Source organism: Martelella sp. FLE1502 (assembly GCF_053484255.1).
Genome location: NZ_JBAKFQ010000009.1, coordinates 52,938 through 73,199, shown reverse-complemented (window position 1 = coordinate 73,199; position 20,262 = coordinate 52,938). Strand labels below are relative to the sequence as shown.

The 20,262-nt window shown below is 62.4% G+C and carries 20 protein-coding genes; 8 read left to right on the top strand and 12 right to left on the bottom strand.

Going from position 1 to position 20,262, the window contains the following annotated elements; all coding sequences use genetic code 11:
* Positions 1–455 precede the first annotated feature (455 nt).
* On the bottom strand, positions 456–2,015 hold the full coding sequence (locus tag V6767_RS09965) for an ABC transporter substrate-binding protein (protein ID WP_448473338.1): 1,560 nt from the start codon (positions 2,013–2,015) through the stop codon (positions 456–458).
* Positions 2,016–2,297: 282 nt separating this feature from the next.
* On the opposite strand from V6767_RS09965, the gene V6767_RS09960 reads away from it, so the two are divergent.
* Both V6767_RS09960 and V6767_RS09955 read left to right on the top strand, forming a co-directional pair.
* A complete protein-coding gene (locus V6767_RS09960) occupies positions 2,298–2,828 on the top strand; it encodes a DUF4142 domain-containing protein (protein ID WP_448473337.1) in 531 nt (176 codons plus the stop codon).
* 168 nt (positions 2,829–2,996) lie between these two features.
* The gene (locus tag V6767_RS09955) at positions 2,997–4,229 is read left to right on the top strand and encodes an allantoate amidohydrolase (protein WP_448473336.1); all 1,233 of its coding nucleotides are present in this window, start codon (positions 2,997–2,999) and stop codon (positions 4,227–4,229) included.
* Positions 4,230–4,261: 32 nt separating this feature from the next.
* Here the strand turns inward: V6767_RS09955 and V6767_RS09950 are convergent, their stop codons facing one another.
* A complete protein-coding gene (locus V6767_RS09950; protein ID WP_448473335.1) occupies positions 4,262–4,393 on the bottom strand; it encodes a hypothetical protein in 132 nt (43 codons plus the stop codon).
* A 204-nt stretch (positions 4,394–4,597) separates the two neighbouring features.
* Here V6767_RS09950 and V6767_RS09945 point away from each other — a divergent pair, with 204 nt between their 5' ends.
* The 3 genes from V6767_RS09945 to upp all read left to right on the top strand — a co-directional run bounded on the left by V6767_RS09945 (position 4,598) and on the right by upp (position 7,505).
* A complete protein-coding gene (locus V6767_RS09945) occupies positions 4,598–5,818 on the top strand; it encodes a phosphopentomutase (RefSeq protein ID WP_448473334.1) in 1,221 nt (406 codons plus the stop codon).
* Positions 5,815–6,777 (top strand): adenosine deaminase, encoded by a 963-nt coding sequence (locus V6767_RS09940; protein WP_448473333.1) that lies wholly within the window; start codon positions 5,815–5,817, stop codon positions 6,775–6,777. The genes V6767_RS09945 and V6767_RS09940 overlap by 4 nt, the downstream gene beginning before the upstream one ends.
* 98 nt (positions 6,778–6,875) lie before the next feature.
* Positions 6,876–7,505: a uracil phosphoribosyltransferase gene (gene upp / locus V6767_RS09935; protein WP_230719683.1), complete on the top strand. Its 630-nt coding sequence runs from the start codon at positions 6,876–6,878 to the stop codon at positions 7,503–7,505.
* Positions 7,506–7,508: 3 nt separating this feature from the next.
* On the opposite strand, the gene V6767_RS09930 is transcribed toward upp, so the two are convergent.
* Positions 7,509–7,961 carry an N-acetyltransferase family protein gene (locus tag V6767_RS09930; RefSeq protein WP_448473332.1) on the bottom strand — a complete coding sequence of 151 codons (453 nt, stop codon included), beginning with the start codon at positions 7,959–7,961 and terminating at the stop codon, positions 7,509–7,511.
* On the bottom strand, positions 7,958–8,908 hold the full coding sequence (locus V6767_RS09925) for an aldo/keto reductase (RefSeq protein WP_448473331.1): 951 nt from the start codon (positions 8,906–8,908) through the stop codon (positions 7,958–7,960). Before V6767_RS09925 ends, V6767_RS09930 begins: the two co-directional genes overlap by 4 nt.
* Before the next feature lie 138 nt (positions 8,909–9,046).
* On the opposite strand from V6767_RS09925, the gene V6767_RS09920 reads away from it, so the two are divergent.
* Positions 9,047–10,036: a Gfo/Idh/MocA family protein gene (locus V6767_RS09920; protein ID WP_448473330.1), complete on the top strand. Its 990-nt coding sequence runs from the start codon at positions 9,047–9,049 to the stop codon at positions 10,034–10,036.
* A gap of 48 nt (positions 10,037–10,084) precedes the next feature.
* Here the strand turns inward: V6767_RS09920 and V6767_RS09915 are convergent, their stop codons facing one another.
* The 3 genes from V6767_RS09915 to V6767_RS09905 are packed head-to-tail and all read right to left on the bottom strand — an operon-like array spanning position 10,085 to position 12,040.
* Positions 10,085–10,420 carry a hypothetical protein gene (locus V6767_RS09915; RefSeq protein ID WP_448473329.1) on the bottom strand — a complete coding sequence of 112 codons (336 nt, stop codon included), beginning with the start codon at positions 10,418–10,420 and terminating at the stop codon, positions 10,085–10,087.
* Positions 10,413–11,780: a phage head spike fiber domain-containing protein gene (locus tag V6767_RS09910; protein ID WP_448473328.1), complete on the bottom strand. Its 1,368-nt coding sequence runs from the start codon at positions 11,778–11,780 to the stop codon at positions 10,413–10,415. The genes V6767_RS09915 and V6767_RS09910 overlap by 8 nt, the downstream gene beginning before the upstream one ends.
* Positions 11,777–12,040: a spike base protein, RCAP_Rcc01079 family gene (locus V6767_RS09905; RefSeq protein WP_448473327.1), complete on the bottom strand. Its 264-nt coding sequence runs from the start codon at positions 12,038–12,040 to the stop codon at positions 11,777–11,779. The genes V6767_RS09910 and V6767_RS09905 overlap by 4 nt, the downstream gene beginning before the upstream one ends.
* 124 nt (positions 12,041–12,164) lie before the next feature.
* On the opposite strand from V6767_RS09905, the gene xseA reads away from it, so the two are divergent.
* The gene (gene xseA, locus V6767_RS09900; RefSeq protein ID WP_448473326.1) at positions 12,165–13,625 is read left to right on the top strand and encodes an exodeoxyribonuclease VII large subunit; all 1,461 of its coding nucleotides are present in this window, start codon (positions 12,165–12,167) and stop codon (positions 13,623–13,625) included.
* Between the two features lie 305 nt (positions 13,626–13,930).
* Here the strand turns inward: xseA and V6767_RS09895 are convergent, their stop codons facing one another.
* The 5 genes from V6767_RS09895 to rpsT all read right to left on the bottom strand — a co-directional run bounded on the left by V6767_RS09895 (position 13,931) and on the right by rpsT (position 18,964).
* Complete coding sequence (locus V6767_RS09895; RefSeq protein WP_448473325.1) at positions 13,931–15,187, bottom strand: aminopeptidase; 1,257 nt, start codon at positions 15,185–15,187, stop codon at positions 13,931–13,933.
* Positions 15,188–15,392: 205 nt separating this feature from the next.
* Positions 15,393–15,866 (bottom strand): Cys-tRNA(Pro) deacylase, encoded by a 474-nt coding sequence (gene ybaK / locus V6767_RS09890; protein WP_448473324.1) that lies wholly within the window; start codon positions 15,864–15,866, stop codon positions 15,393–15,395.
* A gap of 3 nt (positions 15,867–15,869) precedes the next feature.
* Positions 15,870–16,223 (bottom strand): ArsC family reductase, encoded by a 354-nt coding sequence (locus V6767_RS09885; RefSeq protein ID WP_448473323.1) that lies wholly within the window; start codon positions 16,221–16,223, stop codon positions 15,870–15,872.
* 107 nt (positions 16,224–16,330) lie between these two features.
* Entirely contained in the window at positions 16,331–17,791 is a 1,461-nt protein-coding gene (gene dnaA / locus V6767_RS09880) for a chromosomal replication initiator protein DnaA (RefSeq protein WP_448473427.1), read from the bottom strand.
* Positions 17,792–18,697: 906 nt separating this feature from the next.
* Complete coding sequence (gene rpsT / locus V6767_RS09875) at positions 18,698–18,964, bottom strand: 30S ribosomal protein S20 (protein ID WP_448427799.1); 267 nt, start codon at positions 18,962–18,964, stop codon at positions 18,698–18,700.
* A 280-nt stretch (positions 18,965–19,244) separates the two neighbouring features.
* Here rpsT and V6767_RS09870 point away from each other — a divergent pair, with 280 nt between their 5' ends.
* Positions 19,245–20,237, top strand: coding sequence for a 2-hydroxyacid dehydrogenase (locus V6767_RS09870; protein ID WP_448473322.1), 993 nt, complete (start codon positions 19,245–19,247; stop codon positions 20,235–20,237).
* Positions 20,238–20,262 lie beyond the last annotated feature (25 nt).

Here is a 20,262-nt window from a genome sequence, read left to right as displayed (position 1 = left end):
GCTATGACGGGCTGGCGGCATCACCGCATAGCCCCCCAATCTTCTCGCCCCGGAGGGGAGAGATGTCGCGAAAGCGACAGTGAGGGGGGAGAGTATCCCCTCGAACGCCCTCACGTCTTGATATGCTGCGCACCGCCCCTTTCGGGGCATCTCTCCCGCCAGCGGGAGAGAATATGGGGAGCAAGCAGTGCGGCCCTGCCACCGGGCCCAGTCCGTCCTCTGTCGTCACCCTCGGGCTTGTCCCGAGGGTCCAAGCACGTACCAGTACGATTGGCGTTTCGGGTCAGAAAAGGTCAGAAGGAACTGCCTTGCTGACTGACCATGGACTCCGCTCGCATGGAGAGGGGATTAGATCCTCGGGACAAGCCCGAGGATGACGCCCGTCAAGGGGACAGGTTTGCGCCCGAACATTGGACAGGTTTGTCGCCAATCCGGGCGCTTGGGCAATCGCCCGATCAATTCGGCTTCGCCACCTTCTGCAAGAGCAGGAAGAAGGACGGCTGGAGCTTGAAGTTCTCCACGCTCGCCTTGGTCACCGCGTTCTGCTTCCAGTTGGCGATGAAGGCCCAAGGCGCGTCGTCGTGGACGATCGCCTGCATCTCCTTGTAGAGCTTCGCGCGCTCTGCCTGATCGGTGGAGGTGCGGGCCTGTTCCAGCAGCGTGTCGACGTCCGGGTTCGAGTAATAGCCGGAGTTGAAACCGCCCTGGTCGGGGAAGGCTTCCGAACGCAGCGCCAGATAAGGCAGCGTATCCGGGTCGTTGGTCATCCATGCCATTTCGGCCATGTCTGCCTCGCCTTCCAGACCGGGGTTCACCTTGCCGAGGAAGGTATTCCACTCATAGGTCTCGATCTTGACCGGCATGCCCACGGCTTCGAGATCGGCCTGGATCTGGGTCGCCATCGCCTGCGGCTCCAGCATGCCCGAACCGCCCTCGGTGACGTAGAAGGTCAGTTCCGAACCGTCATAACCGGCCTCTTCCAGAAGCGACTTCGCCTTTTCCGGATCGTAGGGGTAGGGCGACAGGCTGTCGTCATAGGCCCAGGCGAAGGCTGGCGGCGTCGGGCCTGCGGCAACATCGGCCGTGCCCTGCAGGATGTCGTTGACGATCGCTTCCTTGTTGATCGCGTAGTTGACGGCCTGACGGACCTTCTTGTCGGCGAAGACGCCGTCCTTCATGTTCAGGATCAGGAACCAGAGATGCGGGCCGGCCTGTTCGTAGACCTTGTAATTGTCATTGCCGGAAAACTGCTGCAGCGCATCCGGCGGCACCTCGACCATTACGTCGAGACCGCCCGAAAGCATCTCGGCAACGCGGGTATTGGCATCGGTGACCGGACGGAACACCACGGCCTCAAGCGGCGGGGCGCCATCCCAGTAATCCTCGTTCTTCGAAACGACCACCTTGGCGTTCGGATCCCATTCCTCGAATTTGAACGCGCCGGTGCCGGAGGGGTTGCGGCCGAAATCCTTGCCGTGTTCCTTCACAGCTTCCGGCGAGACGATCAGGCCGGTCGGATAGGCGAGGTTTGAAAGGAAAGGCGCATAGGGGTCGGTGAGAGTGAACTTCACCGTCATGTCATCGACAACCTCGACGGTGTCGATCGAGGAGAAGAAAAAGGCCAGCGGGAACGGGCCGGTGTCGTAATACTCGTTGTCCTCGTTCAGCATCCGGTCGAAGTTGAACTTCACCGCTTCGGCGTTGAAATCCGAACCGTCGTGGAACTTGACGCCCTCGCGGAGCGTGAACGTATAGGTCTTCCCGTCCTCGGAAATGTCCCAGCTTGTTGCAAGCGCGGGCTCGACCTCGAGCGTGCCATCCTTGTAGCGCACAAGGCCGTCATACATGTTGACGAGGATGCGGAAGTCGTTGACGGCGGTGTCGGTGGCGGGGTCGAGCGATTTCGGCTCGGCGATCTGGCCGACGACCAGAACATTGGGCGGGGTCTGGGCGATCGCCGGCGCGCCGAAGGCGAGCGACGCGGCAGCCAGCGCGGCTGCGAGAAGGCGTTTCATCGATCGGTTCTCCTCTGTTGGTGGTTTTCTTAATTAATTATGAAAAATTGGTAATTGACAAGGATTTATTATGATAATTCCTGCAGGCGCAGCGGCGCGTTCAACCTAAGTTGATATTTTTCAATGCCTTAACTCGATGACCCGGTCGGGCTGACTGGCGGTGGCGCCCATCCGGAATTCCATGACAAAGGCATTGCGCCTTCAAATTGCCAACTACGGAACCACTCTGATCGTGACTGTGAGCGGCCTCACATGAAAGCTGATGGACGATGATGAAAGGCAATGAACATGACTTCGATCGCGTTGTGCCGCCGCAGTATTTTCGTCGGCGGAGCCGTGACGGCGGCGATGGGCGCACTGGCCGCGGTTTCGGCCTCGGCATTGGCGGATGAGCCTCCCGAAGATTATGCCGAACAGACGCTGAAACTCGATCTGTTTTCCTGCGATATCAGCGAGCTGGCCGCCAAGAAGGCGGTCCATCCGGTGGTCTACAAGTTCGCCGAACTGGAATCGGAGGAAGCCCAGGCGATTGCCGGCTTGCTGTTGAAGGCCGGCGCCTCCACGCCGCAGCGCCCGGACACGCTGTCGCAATCGGTGGAAACGCTGAAGAGGATGGATCCGGGACCTGCCTTCGATCTGGCCTATATCGAGCACCAGATCGATAATCACAAGTCGCTTCTCAAGGTGCAGAAGCGCGAGGTGGATGACGTGTCACGTCAGGGCGTTCAAAAAACGGTTGCCACCGTTCTGGTGCCGCTGATCGCCTCCCATCTCGATATGCTCCACACCGCGCATACCGACCTCGCATTCTAGATTGCATAGGTTTCGCCCCGCCGAGAAGTCCTCGGCGGGCACGGAATTTATGGTTCCGATGCGGCGGGCCGCCGCCGTCGCCAACGGAGCTATGCGATCTTATTTATCATGAAAAATTTGCGATCTTGCTGAATTTATCATAATGAATTTATCGAAGAGGGAGGCGGTATGCGACCAGAGATCAACAGCGAACGACTGAAAACCCTGCTCGACGGCATCAACGCCTTCGGCCGCGCCGAGGGCGGCGGGTTTAACCGCATTGGCTTTTCCGATGCCGATATGGCGGTGCGCGACTGGTTTGCGCGCGAGATGGAAAAGGACGGCCTGACAGTTACCCGCGACGGCGCCAATTCGGTGTTCGGGCGCTATGGCGCGGCGGATGCGCCTGCGATCATGGTCGGCTCCCATCTCGATACCGTGGCGAGCGGCGGTGCCTTCGATGGCGCGCTGGGCGCAGCCGTCGCGCTCGAATGCGTGCGGGCCATGAAGGAGGCCGGCTTTACCCCCGCCCGTCCCATCGAGGTGGTGGCCACGTCTGAGGAAGAGGGCCGTTTCGGCGGCATGCTCGGTTCGCAGACCGTCGCCGGGCTGGTGACGCCTGGGTGGCTCGAAAGCGCGGCCGATGCCGATGGCCTGCTTTTGACCGACGCCATGCGTGCCCAGGGGCTGGAACCGGAGGCGATCCTTTCATCGGCGCGGCCGAAAGGCTCTGTCGAAGTGTTTCTCGAACTGCATATCGAGCAGGGGCCCGTGCTGGAGCGGGAAGCGATTGCCATCGGTCTTCCGGAGGGCGCCACCGGCATCGTCAACCTGCATGTCCGGCTTTCCGGCATCGCCAATCATTCCGGCACGACGCCGATGGATATGCGTGCCGACGCCTTCGCCGGGCTTGCGGAAATCGCCGTCCAGATCCCGGCCATGATCGCCGCTTCGGGCTCGAAGGATGCCCGGATCACCATCGGCAAGGTCGAGCTTTCCCCCAACCATCCGCATACGATACCGGGGGAGGCGGTGTTCACCGTGATCATCCGCGATGCCCGCGAAGACGTCATGCGCGGCCTTCAGGCCCGCTTCGCCGAAGTCGCCGGCGCGGTGGCCGGAAAGCACAATCTTGCGCTCTCAATCGAGGAAAACAGCTTCATAGCGCCGGTGGCCTTTGACGCCGACCTGATCGACATGCTGGAGGCCGAGGCGCGCCGTCTTAACCTGCCGGCCCGGCGGATGATCTCCGGCGCCGGCCACGATGCACAGACGATGACGGCGCTCTGTCCCTCCGCAATGATCTTCGTGCCGAGCCGCAACGGGATATCCCACGCGCCGGAGGAACATTCCGACTGGGCGGATATCGAAAAAGGCGCGCAATTGATGCTTTCGGCGCTGATCCGGCTTTCCGCTGAGTGACGGATCAGTGCCCGTAGACTGATGCTGCGCCTTCAGATCACCGCGTAGAACTGAAAGGCCGCGAAGCCGACCGCGATAATCGCCGCCAGAACGACGCCGGCGATCAGGGCGAATTCCGCACTGTGGCCGAAGGCGGTGGAACGGCGTTGAGATCGCTGTGGCATGACAGGTCTGGCTTTGGCTGTTTCGGTGACTGTCATCATGGCGCGCTTGCCTTCCCACGGCGTTAAAAGACATGGTTACTGCCTGATTAAACGCAATTCGGCCGGACGCTGTTCCCTTTCTGCCTGCCGGCCGCCGATCGACGGTTTGCCAAGCCGGGGGGCAGGCGCTAGATATGCCTGATCGAATCTCATGGAATGGACCGCATGGCCCGCGCCTTTCTCTACGTTCTTGATTCCTTCGGCATCGGCGGCGCGCCGGATGCCAAGGCCTATGGCGATCTCGGCGCCGATACGCTCGGCCATATCGCCGAATTCTGCGCCGCCGGGCTCGGCGATCGCGAGGGGCTGCGTTCAGGCCCGCTGAAGCTTCCCAATATGGCGGCGCTTGGCCTCATCGAGGCGGCGAAGCTTGCAAGCGGCAATTATCCGGCGGGCATGGCGCGGCCGGAGCGGTTTCTCGGCCGCTATGGCGCGGCAAGCGAGGTCTCGCGCGGCAAGGACACGCCATCCGGCCACTGGGAGATTGCCGGCACGCCGGTGATGTTCGACTGGGGTTATTTTCCCGATGGCCCCGATTGTTTCCCGCGCGAACTGCTGGAGGCGATCTATGCCCAAGCCGGCATTTCCGGCAGTCTCGGCAATTGCCACGCCTCGGGCACGGAAATCATCAAGCGGTTCGGCCAGGAGCATGTCTGGACGCGCCGCCCGATCTTCTACACCTCCACCGACAGCGTGTTCCAAATTGCAGCCCACGAATATCATTTCGGGCTCGACCGGCTGATGCAGCTTTGCCAAGTCGTGCGCGAACTGACCTATGACTACAATATCGGCCGGGTGATCGCCCGCCCCTTCAAGGGCGAGACCGCGGAGACCTTCAAGCGCACCGGCAATCGCCGCGATTTCTCGATCGCGCCGCCGGAAAAGACGCTGTTGGATCGCGTCAGCGAGGACGGGCGAAACGTGCTCGCCGTCGGCAAGATTTCAGATATCTTCGCCGGCAAGGGCGTCACGCAACTTTTCAAGGCCGATGGCAACGAGGCGCTGGTCGATGCCAGCCTGAAGGCGATCGCGCAAGCCGGCGATGGCGATCTCGTCTTCACCAATCTCGTCGATTTCGACATGCTCTACGGACATCGCCGCGATGTGCCGGGCTATGCGGCAGCCCTCGAGGCCTTCGATGCCCGCATTCCCGATATCGCTGAAAAGCTCACGCCCGGTGATATCGTGGTGCTGACCGCCGATCACGGCTGCGACCCCACCTGGCGCGGCTCCGACCATACCCGCGAGCGGGTGCCGGTGTTGGTGTTCGGCCCGGGGCTGAAACCGGGATCGTTCGGCGTCCGCGACAGCTATGCGGATATCGGAGAGAGCGTCGCCGCGCATCTGGGTCTTGCGCCGGGCAAGCACGGGAGGTCGTTTCTGTGATCAAGGCCGAGTTGCATTGCCATATCGAAGGCGCGACGCCGCCGGCGCTGGCGGCGCGCCTTGCCGAAAAATACGGCATCGATTTGTCCCGCTACCTAGCCGACGGTCGCTATCTCTGGAACGATTTTTCAAGTTTCATCGCCTGCTATGCCGCGATCGCCAATGTCTTTCGCTCTGAGGAGGATTTCGCGGCCCTTGCGGAAGCCTATCTCAGCGAACTGGCCGCGGCCGACACGATCTATGCCGAGCTGTTCGTCTCTCCCGAACAGGGCCTTGCGGCCGGTCTGTCGAAGGATGGCTACATGCGGGCGATCACCGCCGGCATCGAGGCCGCGCGCGACAAGACCGGCATCGAGGCGCGCATGGTGATGATCGGCGAGCGCCATATGGGCCCGGAGCAGGTGGAAGGCGCGGCGCGCTATGCCGTTTCCTGTGACTTCCCGCTGCTCACCGGATTCAACATGGCCGGCGACGAGCGCATGGGCCGGGTCGCCGATTTCGCCCGCGCCTTCGATATTGCCCGCGATGGAGGGCTCGGCATCACCATCCATGCCGGCGAGGTTTGCGGCGCTTTCTCGGTGCGCGATGCGCTCGATTGCGTCAGGCCCGACAGGATCGGTCATGGCGTAAGAGCGATCGAGGAGCCCGATCTGGTGCGCCGGCTTGTGGACGGGGGCGTGGTGCTGGAAGTCTGCCCCGGCTCCAATATCGCGCTGTCGGTCTATCCCGATCTCGCCGCCCATCCCCTGCGCCGCCTGTTCGATGCCGGGGTGAAGGTCACGCTGAATTCCGACGATCCGCCATTCTTCCACACATCGCTTGCCCGCGAATACGAAGCGGCCCGCGACGAAATGGGTTTTTCTGCCGACGAAATCGACGCCATGACGCGGACCGCGATCGAGGCTGCCTTCGTCGATGAGCCGGCGCGCCAGCGGCTGCTCTCGCGGCTTGCCGGCTGAATCAGTGCAAACCATGCGCTTTCACCGGCGCAATGCTTGCCGTCCGCAAGGCTTTTGCGCCATAAACAGCTTGAGTGCGTAAAAGACGGGAAAACACCATGGACGGCGTAACGGTCATCAACCACCCCCTGGTTCAGCACAAGCTGACCAAGATGCGGCAGAAGGAAACCTCGACGGCGGGCTTCCGGCGTCTGCTCAGGGAGATTTCCACGCTGCTCTGCTACGAGGTGACCCGCGACCTCGAACTGACCATGGAAACCATCGAAACGCCGATGACGACCATGGAAGCGCCGGTGCTGGAGGGCAAGAAGCTGGTGTTCGCCTCGATCCTGCGCGCCGGCAACGGGTTGCTCGAAGGCATGCTCGATCTCGTGCCGTCCGCCCGCGTTTCCCATATCGGCGTCTATCGCGATCACGATACTCTGGAGGCGATCGAGTATTTCTTCAAGGCGCCGGAGGATATCGGCGAGCGTCTGGTGATCGTGGTCGATCCGATGCTGGCGACCGGCAATTCCTCGATCGCCGCCGTCGACCGGCTGAAGGAGCGCGGCGTCACCAATATCCGCTTCCTCTGCCTGCTTGCCGCCCCCGAGGGCATCGAGAATTTCCGCAAGGCCCATCCCGACGTTCCGGTCTACACCGCCGCGATCGACAGCCATCTCAATGAGAAGGGCTATATCGTCCCCGGCCTCGGTGACGCCGGCGACCGGATGTATGGCACCAAGTAGCCGCTATTTCCCAAGCGGCAGCCGGTAGCGGACAAAGCCGTCGGCCTTGTCGTAGCTGTCATAGAGCTTGCGCGCCGTCTCATTGTCGGCCTTGGTGTGCCAGTAGAGATTGGTCCAGCCATCGCGGCGGCCGATCGCGATCAGATCGTCGATCAGCGCCCGCCCGATGCCGCCGCCGCGCATCTCGGGATCGACGAAAAGGTCTTCGAGATAGCAGGCGGGCTCTACCGCCCAGGTGCGCGGGTGCAGGATGCAGGTCGCAAAGCCGGCAACAGCGCCATCCACCAGCGCGAGCCGGGTGAAGACGGCGCTCACCGGATCGATGATCCGGTTCCAGGTCATAGCGGTCACGGCGTCATCCAGCCCGGCGCCGTAAAACTCCAGATAGCCCTGCCAGAGCCTCAGCCAGTCATCCCGATCGGCGGGCCCTGCGTCGCGGATCACCGGGGCGGTCATTCGCCGGCCTCCTGAAGGATCTGCAGATGCTCGCCCGAAAGTTCGATTTGCGGTGCCCGGATCAGGCTGTCCATCTGCGCAAGCTTCGATGCGCTGGCGATCGGCGCGGTTACGCCGCGCCGGGTCATCAGCCAGGCAAGCGAGATCGCGGCCGGATGCTCGCCCGTCTCCGCGCTCACCTGTTCCAGCGCCTTCAGGATCCGGCGGCCGCGCTCGTCGAAATATTTGGCGATGCCGCCGCCGCGCGCGCTTCCCGCGGTGTCATCGGCGGATTTGTACTTGCCCGTCAGGAAGCCGGAGGCGAGGCTGAAATAGGTGATGACGCCGATATCATGTTCGACGCAGAGATCGGCAAGCGCGCCCTCGAAGGATGCACGTTCATAGAGATTATACTCAGGCTGCAGCACGTCATAGCGCGCGCGCCCGGTGTGTTCGGCCACCTGAAGCGCCTCGCCGAGCTGTTCGGCATTGAGGTTCGACGCCCCGATCGCTCGGACCTTGCCCTGTTCCCGCAACCGGCTGAATGCGCCGATGGTCTCGTCATAGGATGTGTTTTCATCGGGCCAGTGGGCGAGATAGACGTCGATGTAATCCGTTTGCAGCCGCTTCAGCGACTTCTCCACGGCCTCGGCGATCCAGCCCTCGCCAAGCCCCTTCTGATCCGGCCCCATCTCCGAGCCGACCTTGGTGACGATCACCACATCCTCGCGCTTGACGCCGCCGCGCTTCAGCCAGTTGCCGATAATGGTTTCGGATTCGCCACCCTCATTGCCATCCACCCATTTCGAATAGACGTCGGCCGTGTCGATAGCGTTGAAGCCGGCGTCGACAAAGCGGTCGAGCAGCGCGAATGAGGTCTTCTCGTCCGCCGTCCATCCGAAGACGTTGCCGCCGAACACGACCGGCGCGATGGCGATATCGGTGCGGCCCAGAATTCTTCTATGCATGATTTCCTCCGGCGGTTTGAGAACGCGTTTCAGCGTTTTAGATAGCGCCCAGTGTATGCAATGCAAACGGTGCGAGGCAATGCTTGCGCTTGCGCGCTGCGGTTTTTATGGTGGCCGCCGAAAAGGTGAGGAGATCTAATGCTGCGTTTTGGAATTATGTCGACGGCCAAGATCGGCCGCGAGCTTGTCGTGCCGGCCATTGTCGATGCGGAAAACTGCGTGCTGGCGGCGGTCGCAAGCCGCGATATCGGCCGCGCGCGGGCCATGGCCGAGCGCTTCGGCGCGCCCCATGCCTTCGGCTCCTATGAGGAAATGCTGGAAAGCGATGTGATCGACGCGGTCTATATCCCGCTGCCGACCTCGCAGCACGTCGAATGGGCGATCAGAGCGGCGGATGCCGGCAAGCATGTGCTGGTGGAAAAGCCGCTGGCGCTGAAGGCCGAGGACATCGCGCCCGTGATTGTCGCGCGTGATCGCAACAATGTGCTGGTCAGCGAGGCCTATATGGTCACCTACACGCCCGTCTGGCGCAAGGTCCGGGCGCTGCTTTCCGAAGGCGCGATCGGCGATCTCGTCCACGTCCAGGGCGCGTTCACCTATTTCCTGCGCGACGAGACCAATATGCGCAACATCCCCGAGCTCGGCGGCGGCGGCCTGCCCGATATCGGCGTCTATCCGACCGTCACAACGCGGTTCGCCACCGGCAAGGAGCCCGAGCGCGTCCAGGCGACGGTGCGTTATGACGAGAATTTCCGCACCGATATCTATGCCTCGGTGCGGGCGGAATTTCCGGGCTTTGAGCTGAGCTTCTATGTCTCCACCCAGCTTGCGCACCGCCAGACCATGGCGTTTCACGGAACCGAGGGCCTGATCGAGGTGGTCTCGCCGTTCAACGCCGACCGCTGGGGCGAGGAAACCGTGCTGCTCTCCAACCGCAATCACAGCGAAACCCAGGCCTTCCGCTTTCAGGACAGCCGGCAATATGTGCGCGAGGTCGAGGCCTTCGCAAGGGCGGCGTCGGGCGCGGAGCAGGAAGTGTTCACGCTTGAGGATTCAGTGCGCAACCAGCGCTTCATCGACGCCGTCTACCGCGCCGGCAACGCCGATGGAGGCTGGACGACGGTCTGAATTTCCGCGGGTGCATTTGCTGGACGCGGGAACGCGGCCAGCGCTCTTTCAGGAAAATCTTTCCGCCGGCGTTGCCGGTTCCTGCGCGACCAGGAAAGCCGAAAGGGGCTCGAGCAGCGCCGCCCCTTCGGCCAGCCGCAGATTGACGTGAAAGCCCGGCACGGCGGCCATCACGGGGACCGTAACGCCCTCGGCATCGGTCTCGTTTTCGCCGGTCGGTGCATAGACGACACCGTCACAGGCCGCGCCCACGGCCTTGACGATCAGCATGCCTGCAGGAAGAGCCGTGTCGTGATAGGTCAGCGCGTCGATGTCGAGGCCGATCGTCTCGAAGGCGGAAAGTGCTGCCGCGTGGTCGGCGAATTTCAGAAAGGCATCAAACATAGGGCACCCCCTTCGCCTGAAGAGCGGAGTCCGTCATTCGGAACGGCCAGATCGCGAGTTGGTAATACAGGCCGGGCGCGAAGAAGCCTGTTTCAGAGCGACCGAGGTAGACTCCCGAGAAGTCGGCCTCTTGTGTCCCCGCCCTGCTTTGCACGCCACCACCCTGGTAACTTGCTCTCATCGACGTAGCATCCCATCCCGCCGTTAGACCAAAAGAAGGCATTGCTCCTGCCGGGATCGATGCATCGTAGACGTACAAAAGTGGATAGCCGAGCCCAAGGAAGCCGCCATCTGGCGGGAGGGTAACTAGGTAGTCATTCGTTCCGGGACCAGACAGCAACCGGCCCCACCCCGCACCCGGTCGAGCATAAACATCCTCACCTTGAACCAAAACGCTCGCTTCACCGCGCCGCAGCAGAGCGGCAACCGGATCGGCGAGTTGCGCCTTGTCGGCAGGCCGGGTGACGGCCGATGCGCCTGTTGGGATGTAGGAGGTCGGGACCGCGCCGGCCTCCACCTGAGCGCCCCAGGCGTAGACCCCGCTGACGCCGTCGCCTTCATAACTCGTATTGCTCCCGTTGTGCAGATTGATCCAAGGGACATTCAGCGTGGTCGACTGCGCCAGGAATGTCATCCAGCAACGATACCAGCCGTTGGGATAGGCTTGCACGCCGGAACCGGCAGGCGTAGGCGTTATCTCGGAAAATTCGCCCGCCGACAGGTCGAAATAGGTGCCGGACGTGTGCGTAAAGCGCAGAACAACTCTTGTGCGCTCTGCCGCCTTGAACCAGCACGAATAGGTGTATGTTGCACCGTTCACGAGGTTATAGAGAACCGTGAACATCCGCTGCTGATCAAGATCGGGGCTCTCCGATATCTTGACGCCGGACAGAGCGCCGTCCGGCCCAATGGTTGCGCCGGGTTGGACATAACGAAACCCATTTGCGGGGCCGCTCCCGGTCGCTTCGGACCATGAGAAAGCGTTCGAGTTCGGCAGGACGTTCGTCCCCGGTCCCTCAAGCAGCAGCCCGCGTCTTCCGTGGGTGTGGTCGAAGCGCGGCTGATCGGCAGCGGCAGTCTTGATCAGGCCATCGGCATCGACATAGGTCGCCGAGCCGGCGCGGGTGAAGGCGATGATGTCGGTAAAGTCTTGTGCGGTCAGCTCCGCAAGCGCTCCGATTGCGGCGGCTGGAATGGCTGCTGCCGGTACGGTCGTCAGGGCGTGGCGGTTCCGCCCGAAGTCGAGGACGGCGGCCGGGCCACCGCCGCCGTCTGCGCTTTCCGCGCGATAGGCGGGTGCGGCCCAGAACGGCGCCGGCTTACTGCCGGCGCTTTCGGTAATGGAAATGCCCAGCCTCATATCAGTCCCACCAGCGCATCGGCGGTGGTGCCGGTCGCCAGCACATGGCTGACGCGGATGGGCAGGATCGTGCCCGCCGTGACGTTCTGGAATGTCACGGTCTCGCCGGAGGCAAAGGTCGCGGTCAGGTCGCCGCCGGTCCCGACATAGATCGCACGAGTAACCTCCAGAACCGGCGCGGCGTCGCTGGTGGTGATGGAAAACCCGTCATAAGCCGGGCTCGTAAGCGTTGCGTGGCGGGATGCAAATCTGTCTGTCATGACGCGTCTCCTTGGCTTTGCGTTGACCGGCTTCAATTCTGGCGGACGCGCGCATGGCGGGGATTTGCGGGGAGAAAACAGGATCGATTGTGCAAGGTAAACGCGGATCGGTTAAACTGCAGCCATGAGCAATCTCTTCGATGCCGAATCGGCGACAAACCTGACGGAATTTACGGTTTCGGAGCTTTCCGGATCGATCAAGCGCACGGTCGAGGACCGGTTCGACCGGATCCGCCTGCGTGGCGAAATCTCCGGCTACCGCGGACCACATTCCTCGGGGCATGCCTATTTTTCGATCAAGGACGAGCGCGCCCGGATCGACGCTGTCATCTGGCGGGGCGTGTTCTCCGGTTTGAAGATCAAGCCGGAAGAGGGCATGGAGGTGATCGCCACCGGCAAGGTCACCACCTTCCCCGGCGCTTCGAAATACCAAATCGTGGTGGAGGCGCTGGAGCCCGCCGGCGCCGGCGCGCTGATGGCGCTTCTGGAAGAACGCCGCAAGAAACTGGCCGCCGAGGGCCTGTTCGACGAGGCGGCCAAGAAACCGCTGCCGTTCATGCCGCTGGTGGTCGGCGTGATAACCTCGCCGACCGGCGCTGTCATCCGCGATATCCTCCACCGGATTACTGATCGTTTTCCGGTTCATGTCGTGGTCTGGCCGGTCAAGGTGCAGGGCGAGGGTTCTGGCGATGCGGTTGCCGCCGCCATCAGGGGCTTCAACGCGCTCGGCCCGGATGGTTCCGTGCGCCGTCCCGATGTGCTGATCGTCGCGCGCGGCGGCGGCTCGCTGGAGGATCTCTGGAGCTTCAATGACGAGGCGGTGGTGCGCGCTGCCTATGAAAGCGAAATCCCGCTGATTTCCGCCGTCGGCCACGAGACCGACTGGACGCTGATCGACCACGCCGCCGATTACCGCGCGCCGACGCCGACGGGGGCCGCCGAGCGCGCCGTGCCGGTCAGGGCCGAGCTTGTCGCCGATCAGGCCCGGCTTGCCGCAAGGCTTGCAAGTGCTGCGAGCCGGCTGATGGATTTCCGCCGGCAGACGCTGACCGGGCTTTCGCGCGGCCTGCCCTCGCTCGATCAGTTGCTGGCGCTGCCGCGGCGACGCTTCGACGAGGCGGCGCTCAGAAACACCCGCGCGCTGGAACTCAACACCATCAACAAGCGCCGGACGTTCGAACGTGGCGCCTCAGGCCTTTCGGCAACGCCCCAGCGCCTTGTGATGATGGTCGCCCGCGACCGCGAAAAGGTGGCGGTGCTTGCGCGCCGGGCGGCCACCGCGATCGATGCCGGCCTAAAAACCCATCGCGCCGCCATCGCCGGCCAGCAACGAGTGCTGAACTCGCTTTCCTACCGCAATGTGCTGGCGCGCGGTTTCGCGGTGATCCGCGACCAGGACAACCGCCCGGTCTCCCGCGCCGCCGGGCTGGCGGATGGCGCGCCAATCGAGATCGAGTTTGCGGATGGCAGGGTCAGGGCGGTGACGGGCGAGGGCGCAGCACCTCCGGAGCCTGCGCCTGCGCCCAAGCCGAAGAAAAAGTCGAAAGCTCCCGCTAAACCGCCCACGCAGGGCAGCCTGTTTTAGGTAGCACAGGCTTGCAGTCATCAATCTCTCCCCTTGAGGGAGAGATGCCCCGACAGGGGCAGAGAGGGGTGAACCCTTTCTGCAAATTCAAAGCTTGCGGCTTTTAGGGCTTTCGCCCTTTACCCTCTCTGTCGCTTTCGCGACATCTCCCCCTCAAGGGGGGAGATTGTGGGCTGAGAGGTTGGAGAAGCATCGATAGCCAGGAACTTCGGCAAAGCCGAACACGCAAGGTCGATTCCGGTTCGCCTTAATGGAGCGCGTGGCACCTCAATAGCCACCTTGCGCCCCCAACAAGACCATCCCGCCTATTCCGCCCATTCGCCGCCACGCATCACCGGCGTGGCGTTGCCGGCGGCGTCGATGCCGTCGATGTCGATCCGGTCGGAGCCGATCATCCAGTCGATGTGGATCAGCGATGAATTGCCGCCGCGCGCGGCGATCTCGTCGGGGGAAAGCTTGTCGCCGTTGAGGAAGCACTTCGAGTAGCATTGGCCGAGGGCGATGTGGCACGAGGCGTTTTCATCAAACAGCGTGTTGTAGAACAGGATGCCGCTGGCCGAAATCGGCGAGGAATGCGGCACCAGCGCCACTTCGCCCAGCCTTCGCGCGCCCTCGTCGGTGTCGAGCACCTTGTTCAGCACGCTTTCGCCCTTGGCGGCGGCTGCCTTGACGATCCGGCCCTCGCTGAATTCGACGCGGATATCGTCGATCAACGTACCCTGATGCGACAGCGGCTTGGTGGAGGAGACATGGCCTTCGACTCTCAGCCGGTGCGGCGTGGTGAACACTTCCTCGGTCGGAATGTTCGGGTTGCAAATAATGCCGTTCTTCGCCATCGAGGCGCCGCCGCTCCACTCGTGGTCATCGGCAAGGCCGATGGTGAGGTCGGTGCCGGGGCCGGTGTAGCGCAGCGCCGAGAACCGCTTGGCGTTCAGCCATGCGGAGCGGGCATGGAGATTGTCGTTATGCTCGCGCCACGCGCCCACCGGATCGGGCTGGTCGACGCGCGATGCGGCGAAGATCGCCTTGGCCAGCTTGGCGACGGCCATGCCGTCCGGGTCTTCGGGAAACACCGTCTTCGCCCAGGCGAGCGTCGGATAGGAGACGATGTTCCAGTTGATGTCGAAACCGGCGATCTTTTCCAGCGCCGGCTTGTAGGCGGTCGACATGGCGCGATTGGCGCGGGCCACCTTGTCGGCGTCCTGGGCGGCGAGCAGCATCGGGTCGTCGCCGGCGATCGCAAGCCGCGCCGCGCCATTGGCGAAGGCCTGGCCCATGCCCTCGTAAAGCCAGTTCGCGGCCTTGTCGAAGCTTGCGTCATGGCCGTGCTCGAAGCGTTCCAGCGTCGCCTGGGGATCGTTGAACAGCGTGGTCACCACCCCGGCGCCGGCCTGATAGGCATGGCGGCTGATCAGCCGGGTCAGCGGCTGCGCCTCGATCGGCGCGGTCATGACCAGATCCTGCCCCTCGGCAAGGTTGAGCCCGACCTTGACGGCGACCTCGGCCAGCTTCTCGAGTTTTTCCAGATCGATGGGGTGGGGAAGCCGGGGTTGAGCGTTCATGGTCGCCTCGCTAACTGATTGGTGTGTCGTGACACTATCTAGTTTGTTTTCGGGCGAAATTGAAGCGCCCCGGCCTTGCCGAGCCCGCCTAGTATGAAAATACGCAGTTCAGGACGCGCATGATCGCTGCATTCTCAGCAAGCTTGTCGTTCTAAAAGCGCGCGCCGCCAAGCGGGAGGCGGCGCGGGGCGATCCGATCTGAGGTTTACGCGATCACGCTTGCCGTTGCCGCGCCCAGCGCCTTCACCGCATCGGCCGGCGCAAGCTTCACCTGCAGGCCGCGCTGGCCGCCATTCATCACCACATAGGGCTCGGCAAGCGCTTTTTCCTCGAATATGGTCGGCACGCGTTTTCTCTGGCCGAAGGGCGAGATGCCGCCGACATGGTAGCCGGAAAGCCGTTCGGCGGTCCTGGCGTCCAGCATCTCGGCATGCTTGCCGGAAAAGGCGGCGGCGAGCTTTTTCATCGAAACCTCCGCATTGGAGGGCACCACCGCGCAGACCGGCTTGCCGTCGACATTGGCCATCAGCGTCTTCAGCACACGGTCGGGCGGCTCGCCGATTGCCTCGGCCGCCTGCAGCCCGACTCTGAAGGCGTTGGGGTCGTAATCATATTGCTGGATCGTGTAGCTGACGCCGGCCTTGTCGAGAAACCGGGTGGCCTGCGTGGTCTTCGCCATCGCCTACCCCTTGCCGAAAACGGCTTCGTAGCTTTCTGGCTTGAAGCCCAGCGTAATCGCGCCGTCGGCATCCAGTACCGGCCGCTTGATCATCGAGGGCTGGGCCAGCATCAGATCGATCGCCTTTTCGCGGCTAAGGTCGGCCTTGTCCGCCTCCGGCAGCTTGCGAAAGGTCATGCCGGCGCGGTTGATGACCTTATCCCAGCCCGCCGAGTCGCACCAGCGTTCCAGATGCGACCGGTCGATCCCGGCCTTCTTGTAATCGTGAAAATCATAGGCGATGGAATGCGCGTCGAGCCAGGTCCAGGCCTTCTTCATCGTGTCGCAATTCCTGATTCCGTAAAGCGTGACCGGCATGACGTCTCTCCTGTTTGCCCGTTTGCTTTAGCAAGTCGGCGGATATGAGCAAAGCCCGGCGCGGGGCCGGGCTTTTCTGGAAACGTCGCTGTCAGGCCCGGAGGGGCCTATTCGTTGATCAGCCGCTTCAGAAGTTCGACCTCCTGCGACAGCTTGTTGTCTTTCTCCAGAAGGTCCTCGATCTTGCGCACGGCGTGCAGCACGGTGGTGTGATCGCGTCCGCCGAAGCGGCGGCCGATTTCCGGGAAGGAGCGCGGCGTCATCGTCTTGGCCAGGAACATCGCGATCTGGCGCGGCTTGACGATTACCCGCGTGCGGCGGTTGGAGACGAGCTCCTGCCGGGTAACGCAATAATGACGGGCGACGACGCGCTGGATATCCTCGATGCGCACCCGCTTCGGCTCGCCGGTTCCAACCAGATGAACCAGAAGCTCGTCGACGCGCTCGATCGAAAGGTCGGGCTCGAAGGAGCGGCGGAACAGCAACTGGTTGAACGCGCCCTCGAGCTCGCGCCCGCTCGCCGTCACCTTGCTGGCGACATGTTCGAGCACTTCCGGCGCGATATCGATCGAGGGGTCTTCCTGCTGCGCCAGTTCAAGCCGGCGCTTCAGCATTTCAAGCCGCATCGCGTAGTCGGGGCCGTTCATTTCCAGCGAGACGCCGCCGGTGAGCCGCGAGCGCACCCGCGGGTCGAGCGATTCCAGCTCCCATGGCGCGCGGTCGGCGGCGACCACCACCTGCTTAGCGCTGTCGAGCAGCGTGTTGATAAGGTGGCAGAACTCGTGCTGGATCATCTTGCCCTGCAGGAACTGCATGTCGTCGATCACCAGAAGATCGATATTGCGGAGCGAATCCTTCAGCGTCAGCGCGTCATTGTCGCGGATCGCGGTGGCGAATTTCCACATGAAATATTCGGCGGTCAGATAGACCACGCGCTGCTTGTCCGGCGCGGCAAGCGCTGCGTTGGCGATCGCCTGCAGAAGATGGGTCTTGCCGAGGCCGACGGAGGAATGGATGAAAAGCGGATTGAAGCGCACCGCCGCCATGCCGGATTCGGCAATGGTCTTGGCCGCGGCAAAGGCAACCCGGTTGGACGCGCCCTCGACGAAGCTGTCGAAGGTGAAGAAGGGGTCGAGCGGCGAGCCGAAGACGGTCTGGCCGGACGCGCTGGCGCCGCGCGCCTGCGGCGTTTCCGGATCGGGCATCAGCGGCTGGCCAGCGGGCGCGCGGTTCAGCGGACGCACGACCGGCGCCGGGTTGGCCGCGACCGGTTTCGGCTGCTCGCTCGCAAGTGCTGGACGCGGCGCGCGGGTCGCGGAACGGACCAGAACCTCGATCTTCAGAACCTGTGGGCGCTCGACGCGGGCAATCTCGGTCATGAGATCGAGATAGTGGTTGTTGATCCAGGATTTCAGAAAGGCAGTGGGCACCGAGAAACGGACCACGCTCTTGTCTGAGGAATGCAGCTTCAGCCGGCCGAACCAGCTGGCATAGACGTCGCCGCCGACATGGGCCTTCAGCGCGGTGCAGAAGCGTTCGAAGAAGATATCGTCCCCGTTGGAATTCATGGCAGCCGTCGCCGGTTTCGCATCATTTTCACCGGCCTCGGTTTCGCCCGCATTATCCTCGGTGCGAGAGGCTACCATTCTCATTCTCATCGTTGCCGCCTTTCAAACGTCATCACCCTGGCGCGCGCTTGTTTTTTATGTCGCCCGCTGCCTGTTTTGCCCTGCTGCCGGTGTCTTCCCGGCATGCGTCGAAGTCCGGCTCTCAGCCGGAATTGGGACTTTCCGCCGCTTGCCCGCGCCCCGATCCTCGTATCGGAAAATGCAGGCTGCAAAATGTCCGGAGTTTCTATGCTGTGAAGTTCTGAGCGCCCTCCCTGCCTCGTGGGTCGTCTACAAAAGACACACAGGAACGAACCCGGACTTCTGGCGAAAACCGGATAACAACCTGCGATTGTTGGAAAAACGGCGCCAAAAAATAGTCGCCGCTCCCAGCTTCGGGAAGACAACGCATCCTTTGTCGAACGCGCCCCTCCCGAAATAACCGGGAGCTCATTCCGTCTGCTGTCGGAGGTCATTTAGGCAAGAACGACCGACAATTTCAACAAGGATTTTTTGCCGATTCGGCGCTTCCAGCATTGACTCTCATGCGTGAGTTTGGGTGCCGGCGGAGGGGCTCAGAAGAATCGCTTTTGAATCAATTAGATTCACATTTCTCTGAATTTGGATGGACGAGAATGCCGGAAAAAATAAATTTTTCGGATGTCATCATTACGTGGCGCGCAGCGGCCCAAAATTGGTAAAAATGTGGCAATCCTCGTGTAAGCCATTGAGAAGGTTCAAAATTCTTGGTCATTTTTGTGACATCTGTTCGTAATGTTCGCGTCACAATAGCCAAGTGTATGAACTCAAAACGAAAAACCCGGCGCGAGGCCGGGTTGTTCAAAAAGTCTGCAATTCTTGTTCGGCTCAGGCCGAAATTGCCTTCACGCGCTGCGCCAGACGCGAGACCTTGCGCGAGGCGGTGTTGCGGTGAAGAACACCCTTGCTGGCGGCGCGCGCCAGTTCCGGCTCGGCTACGGCCAGAGCGGCTTTCGCCTGCTCCAGATCACCGGCGAGGATCGCTTCTTCAACCTTGCGAACGTAACCGCGTACGCGGGTGCGGCGGGACTTGTTGACGGCTGTACGGCGGGCCATCTTGCGCGTCGCCTTTTTCGCCGAAGTTGTATTGGCCATATAAGTCTCTCTTCGAATTCTGACGCTAGCTCCGACACATGCGGTTGCCGTGTCCGGCTGGAAGCGCTTTTGTGACGGGAGCAATTGATGAAGCTCATTGAGCTTTCAAATACTGTGGGCGGGCATATAAAGCCAATCCGGCTGCCCGTCAATGCTTAAATCCCGCAAAATCGGGGCGAAAGCCGGCCAACGGGTTGATTCACGCGCGCCGCCGGCCATTGCCATTGCCGCAAAGGCCCTTACACTTGTTGAGGCCGGGAGCAAGCCATAGGAGCCGCCAATGCGCGTCACCGTCTTTTCTGCCAAACCCTATGACGAGGAATTTCTGAAAGCGGCCAATGAGGGCCGGCACGAGCTGATCTTCACCGAGGCCGGGCTTCACGCCCCGACCGCTAAGCTTGCCGCCGGCTCGAAGGCGATCTGCGCCTTCGTCAACGACGATCTCGGCGCATCGGCGCTTTCGGTCCTGAAGGATGTGGGCGTTGAGCTGGTGGCGCTCCGGTGCGCCGGCTTCAACCGGCTCGATCTCGCCGCGGCCGACCGGCTCGGCATCGCCGCCGCCCGGGTGCCGTCCTATTCGCCCTACGCGATCGCCGAACACACGCTGGCGCTGGTGCTGACGCTGAACCGCAAGATCCACCGCGCCTATAACCGGGTGCGCGAGGGCAATTTCGCGCTCAACGGCCTGCTCGGCTTCGACCTTCACGGCAAGACGATCGGCGTGGTCGGCACGGGCGGCATCGGCCGCAATGTCATCCGCGCCTTTTCAGGCTTCGGCTGCGAAATCCTGGCCTTCGATCCGTTTCCCAATGACGAGGCGGTGGCGCTCGGCGCGCGCTATGTCGGCAAGGACGAGCTTCTCGAAAAGTCCGAAATCCTGACGCTGCATTGCCCGCTGACGCCGGAAACCCGCCATTTCATCGATGAGGATGCGATCGCGGCGATGAAGCGCTGCCGCATGCTGGTCAACACCAGCCGCGGCGGGGTGGTGGATACGCTTGCCGTCATCGAGGGACTGAAATCGGGGCGGATCGGCGCGCTCGCCCTCGATGTCTATGAAGAGGAAGACGACCTGTTCTTCCGCGACCTGTCCTCCACGGTCATCCGCGACGATATCTTTGCCCGCCTTCTGACCTTTCCCAACGTGCTGATCACCGGCCATCAGGGCTTCTTCACCCAGGAGGCGCTTTTCAACATCGCCCACACCACGATCGGCAATATCACCGCCTTCGAGGAGAGTGGCGCGGCGCTCCACCCGATCGGCAAACGGTAAGGGGGCGATAAAACACGCGCCTGCG

Excerpts from the sequence above, each read along its gene's own strand:
- ybaK (WP_448473324.1), bottom strand. The coding sequence starts at position 15,866 with ATGGCGAAGACCACGCAGGCCACCCGGTTTCTCGACAAGGCCGGCGTC.
- V6767_RS09905 (WP_448473327.1), bottom strand. The coding sequence starts at position 12,040 with ATGACAGACAGATTTGCATCCCGCCACGCAACGCTTACGAGCCCGGCT.
- V6767_RS09920 (WP_448473330.1), top strand. The coding sequence starts at position 9,047 with ATGCTGCGTTTTGGAATTATGTCGACGGCCAAGATCGGCCGCGAGCTT.
- V6767_RS09925 (WP_448473331.1), bottom strand. The coding sequence starts at position 8,908 with ATGCATAGAAGAATTCTGGGCCGCACCGATATCGCCATCGCGCCGGTC.
- V6767_RS09910 (WP_448473328.1), bottom strand. The coding sequence starts at position 11,780 with ATGAGGCTGGGCATTTCCATTACCGAAAGCGCCGGCAGTAAGCCGGCG.
- dnaA (WP_448473427.1), bottom strand. The coding sequence starts at position 17,791 with ATGAATTCCAACGGGGACGATATCTTCTTCGAACGCTTCTGCACCGCG.
- V6767_RS09915 (WP_448473329.1), bottom strand. The coding sequence starts at position 10,420 with ATGTTTGATGCCTTTCTGAAATTCGCCGACCACGCGGCAGCACTTTCC.
- V6767_RS09960 (WP_448473337.1), top strand. The coding sequence starts at position 2,298 with ATGAACATGACTTCGATCGCGTTGTGCCGCCGCAGTATTTTCGTCGGC.
- V6767_RS09895 (WP_448473325.1), bottom strand. The coding sequence starts at position 15,187 with ATGAACGCTCAACCCCGGCTTCCCCACCCCATCGATCTGGAAAAACTC.
- V6767_RS09955 (WP_448473336.1), top strand. The coding sequence starts at position 2,997 with ATGCGACCAGAGATCAACAGCGAACGACTGAAAACCCTGCTCGACGGC.
- V6767_RS09870 (WP_448473322.1), top strand. The coding sequence starts at position 19,245 with ATGCGCGTCACCGTCTTTTCTGCCAAACCCTATGACGAGGAATTTCTG.
- upp (WP_230719683.1), top strand. The coding sequence starts at position 6,876 with ATGGACGGCGTAACGGTCATCAACCACCCCCTGGTTCAGCACAAGCTG.
- V6767_RS09950 (WP_448473335.1), bottom strand. The coding sequence starts at position 4,393 with ATGCCACAGCGATCTCAACGCCGTTCCACCGCCTTCGGCCACAGTGCG.
- V6767_RS09945 (WP_448473334.1), top strand. The coding sequence starts at position 4,598 with ATGGCCCGCGCCTTTCTCTACGTTCTTGATTCCTTCGGCATCGGCGGC.
- rpsT (WP_448427799.1), bottom strand. The coding sequence starts at position 18,964 with ATGGCCAATACAACTTCGGCGAAAAAGGCGACGCGCAAGATGGCCCGC.
- xseA (WP_448473326.1), top strand. The coding sequence starts at position 12,165 with ATGAGCAATCTCTTCGATGCCGAATCGGCGACAAACCTGACGGAATTT.
- V6767_RS09965 (WP_448473338.1), bottom strand. The coding sequence starts at position 2,015 with ATGAAACGCCTTCTCGCAGCCGCGCTGGCTGCCGCGTCGCTCGCCTTC.
- V6767_RS09930 (WP_448473332.1), bottom strand. The coding sequence starts at position 7,961 with ATGACCGCCCCGGTGATCCGCGACGCAGGGCCCGCCGATCGGGATGAC.
- V6767_RS09885 (WP_448473323.1), bottom strand. The coding sequence starts at position 16,223 with ATGCCGGTCACGCTTTACGGAATCAGGAATTGCGACACGATGAAGAAG.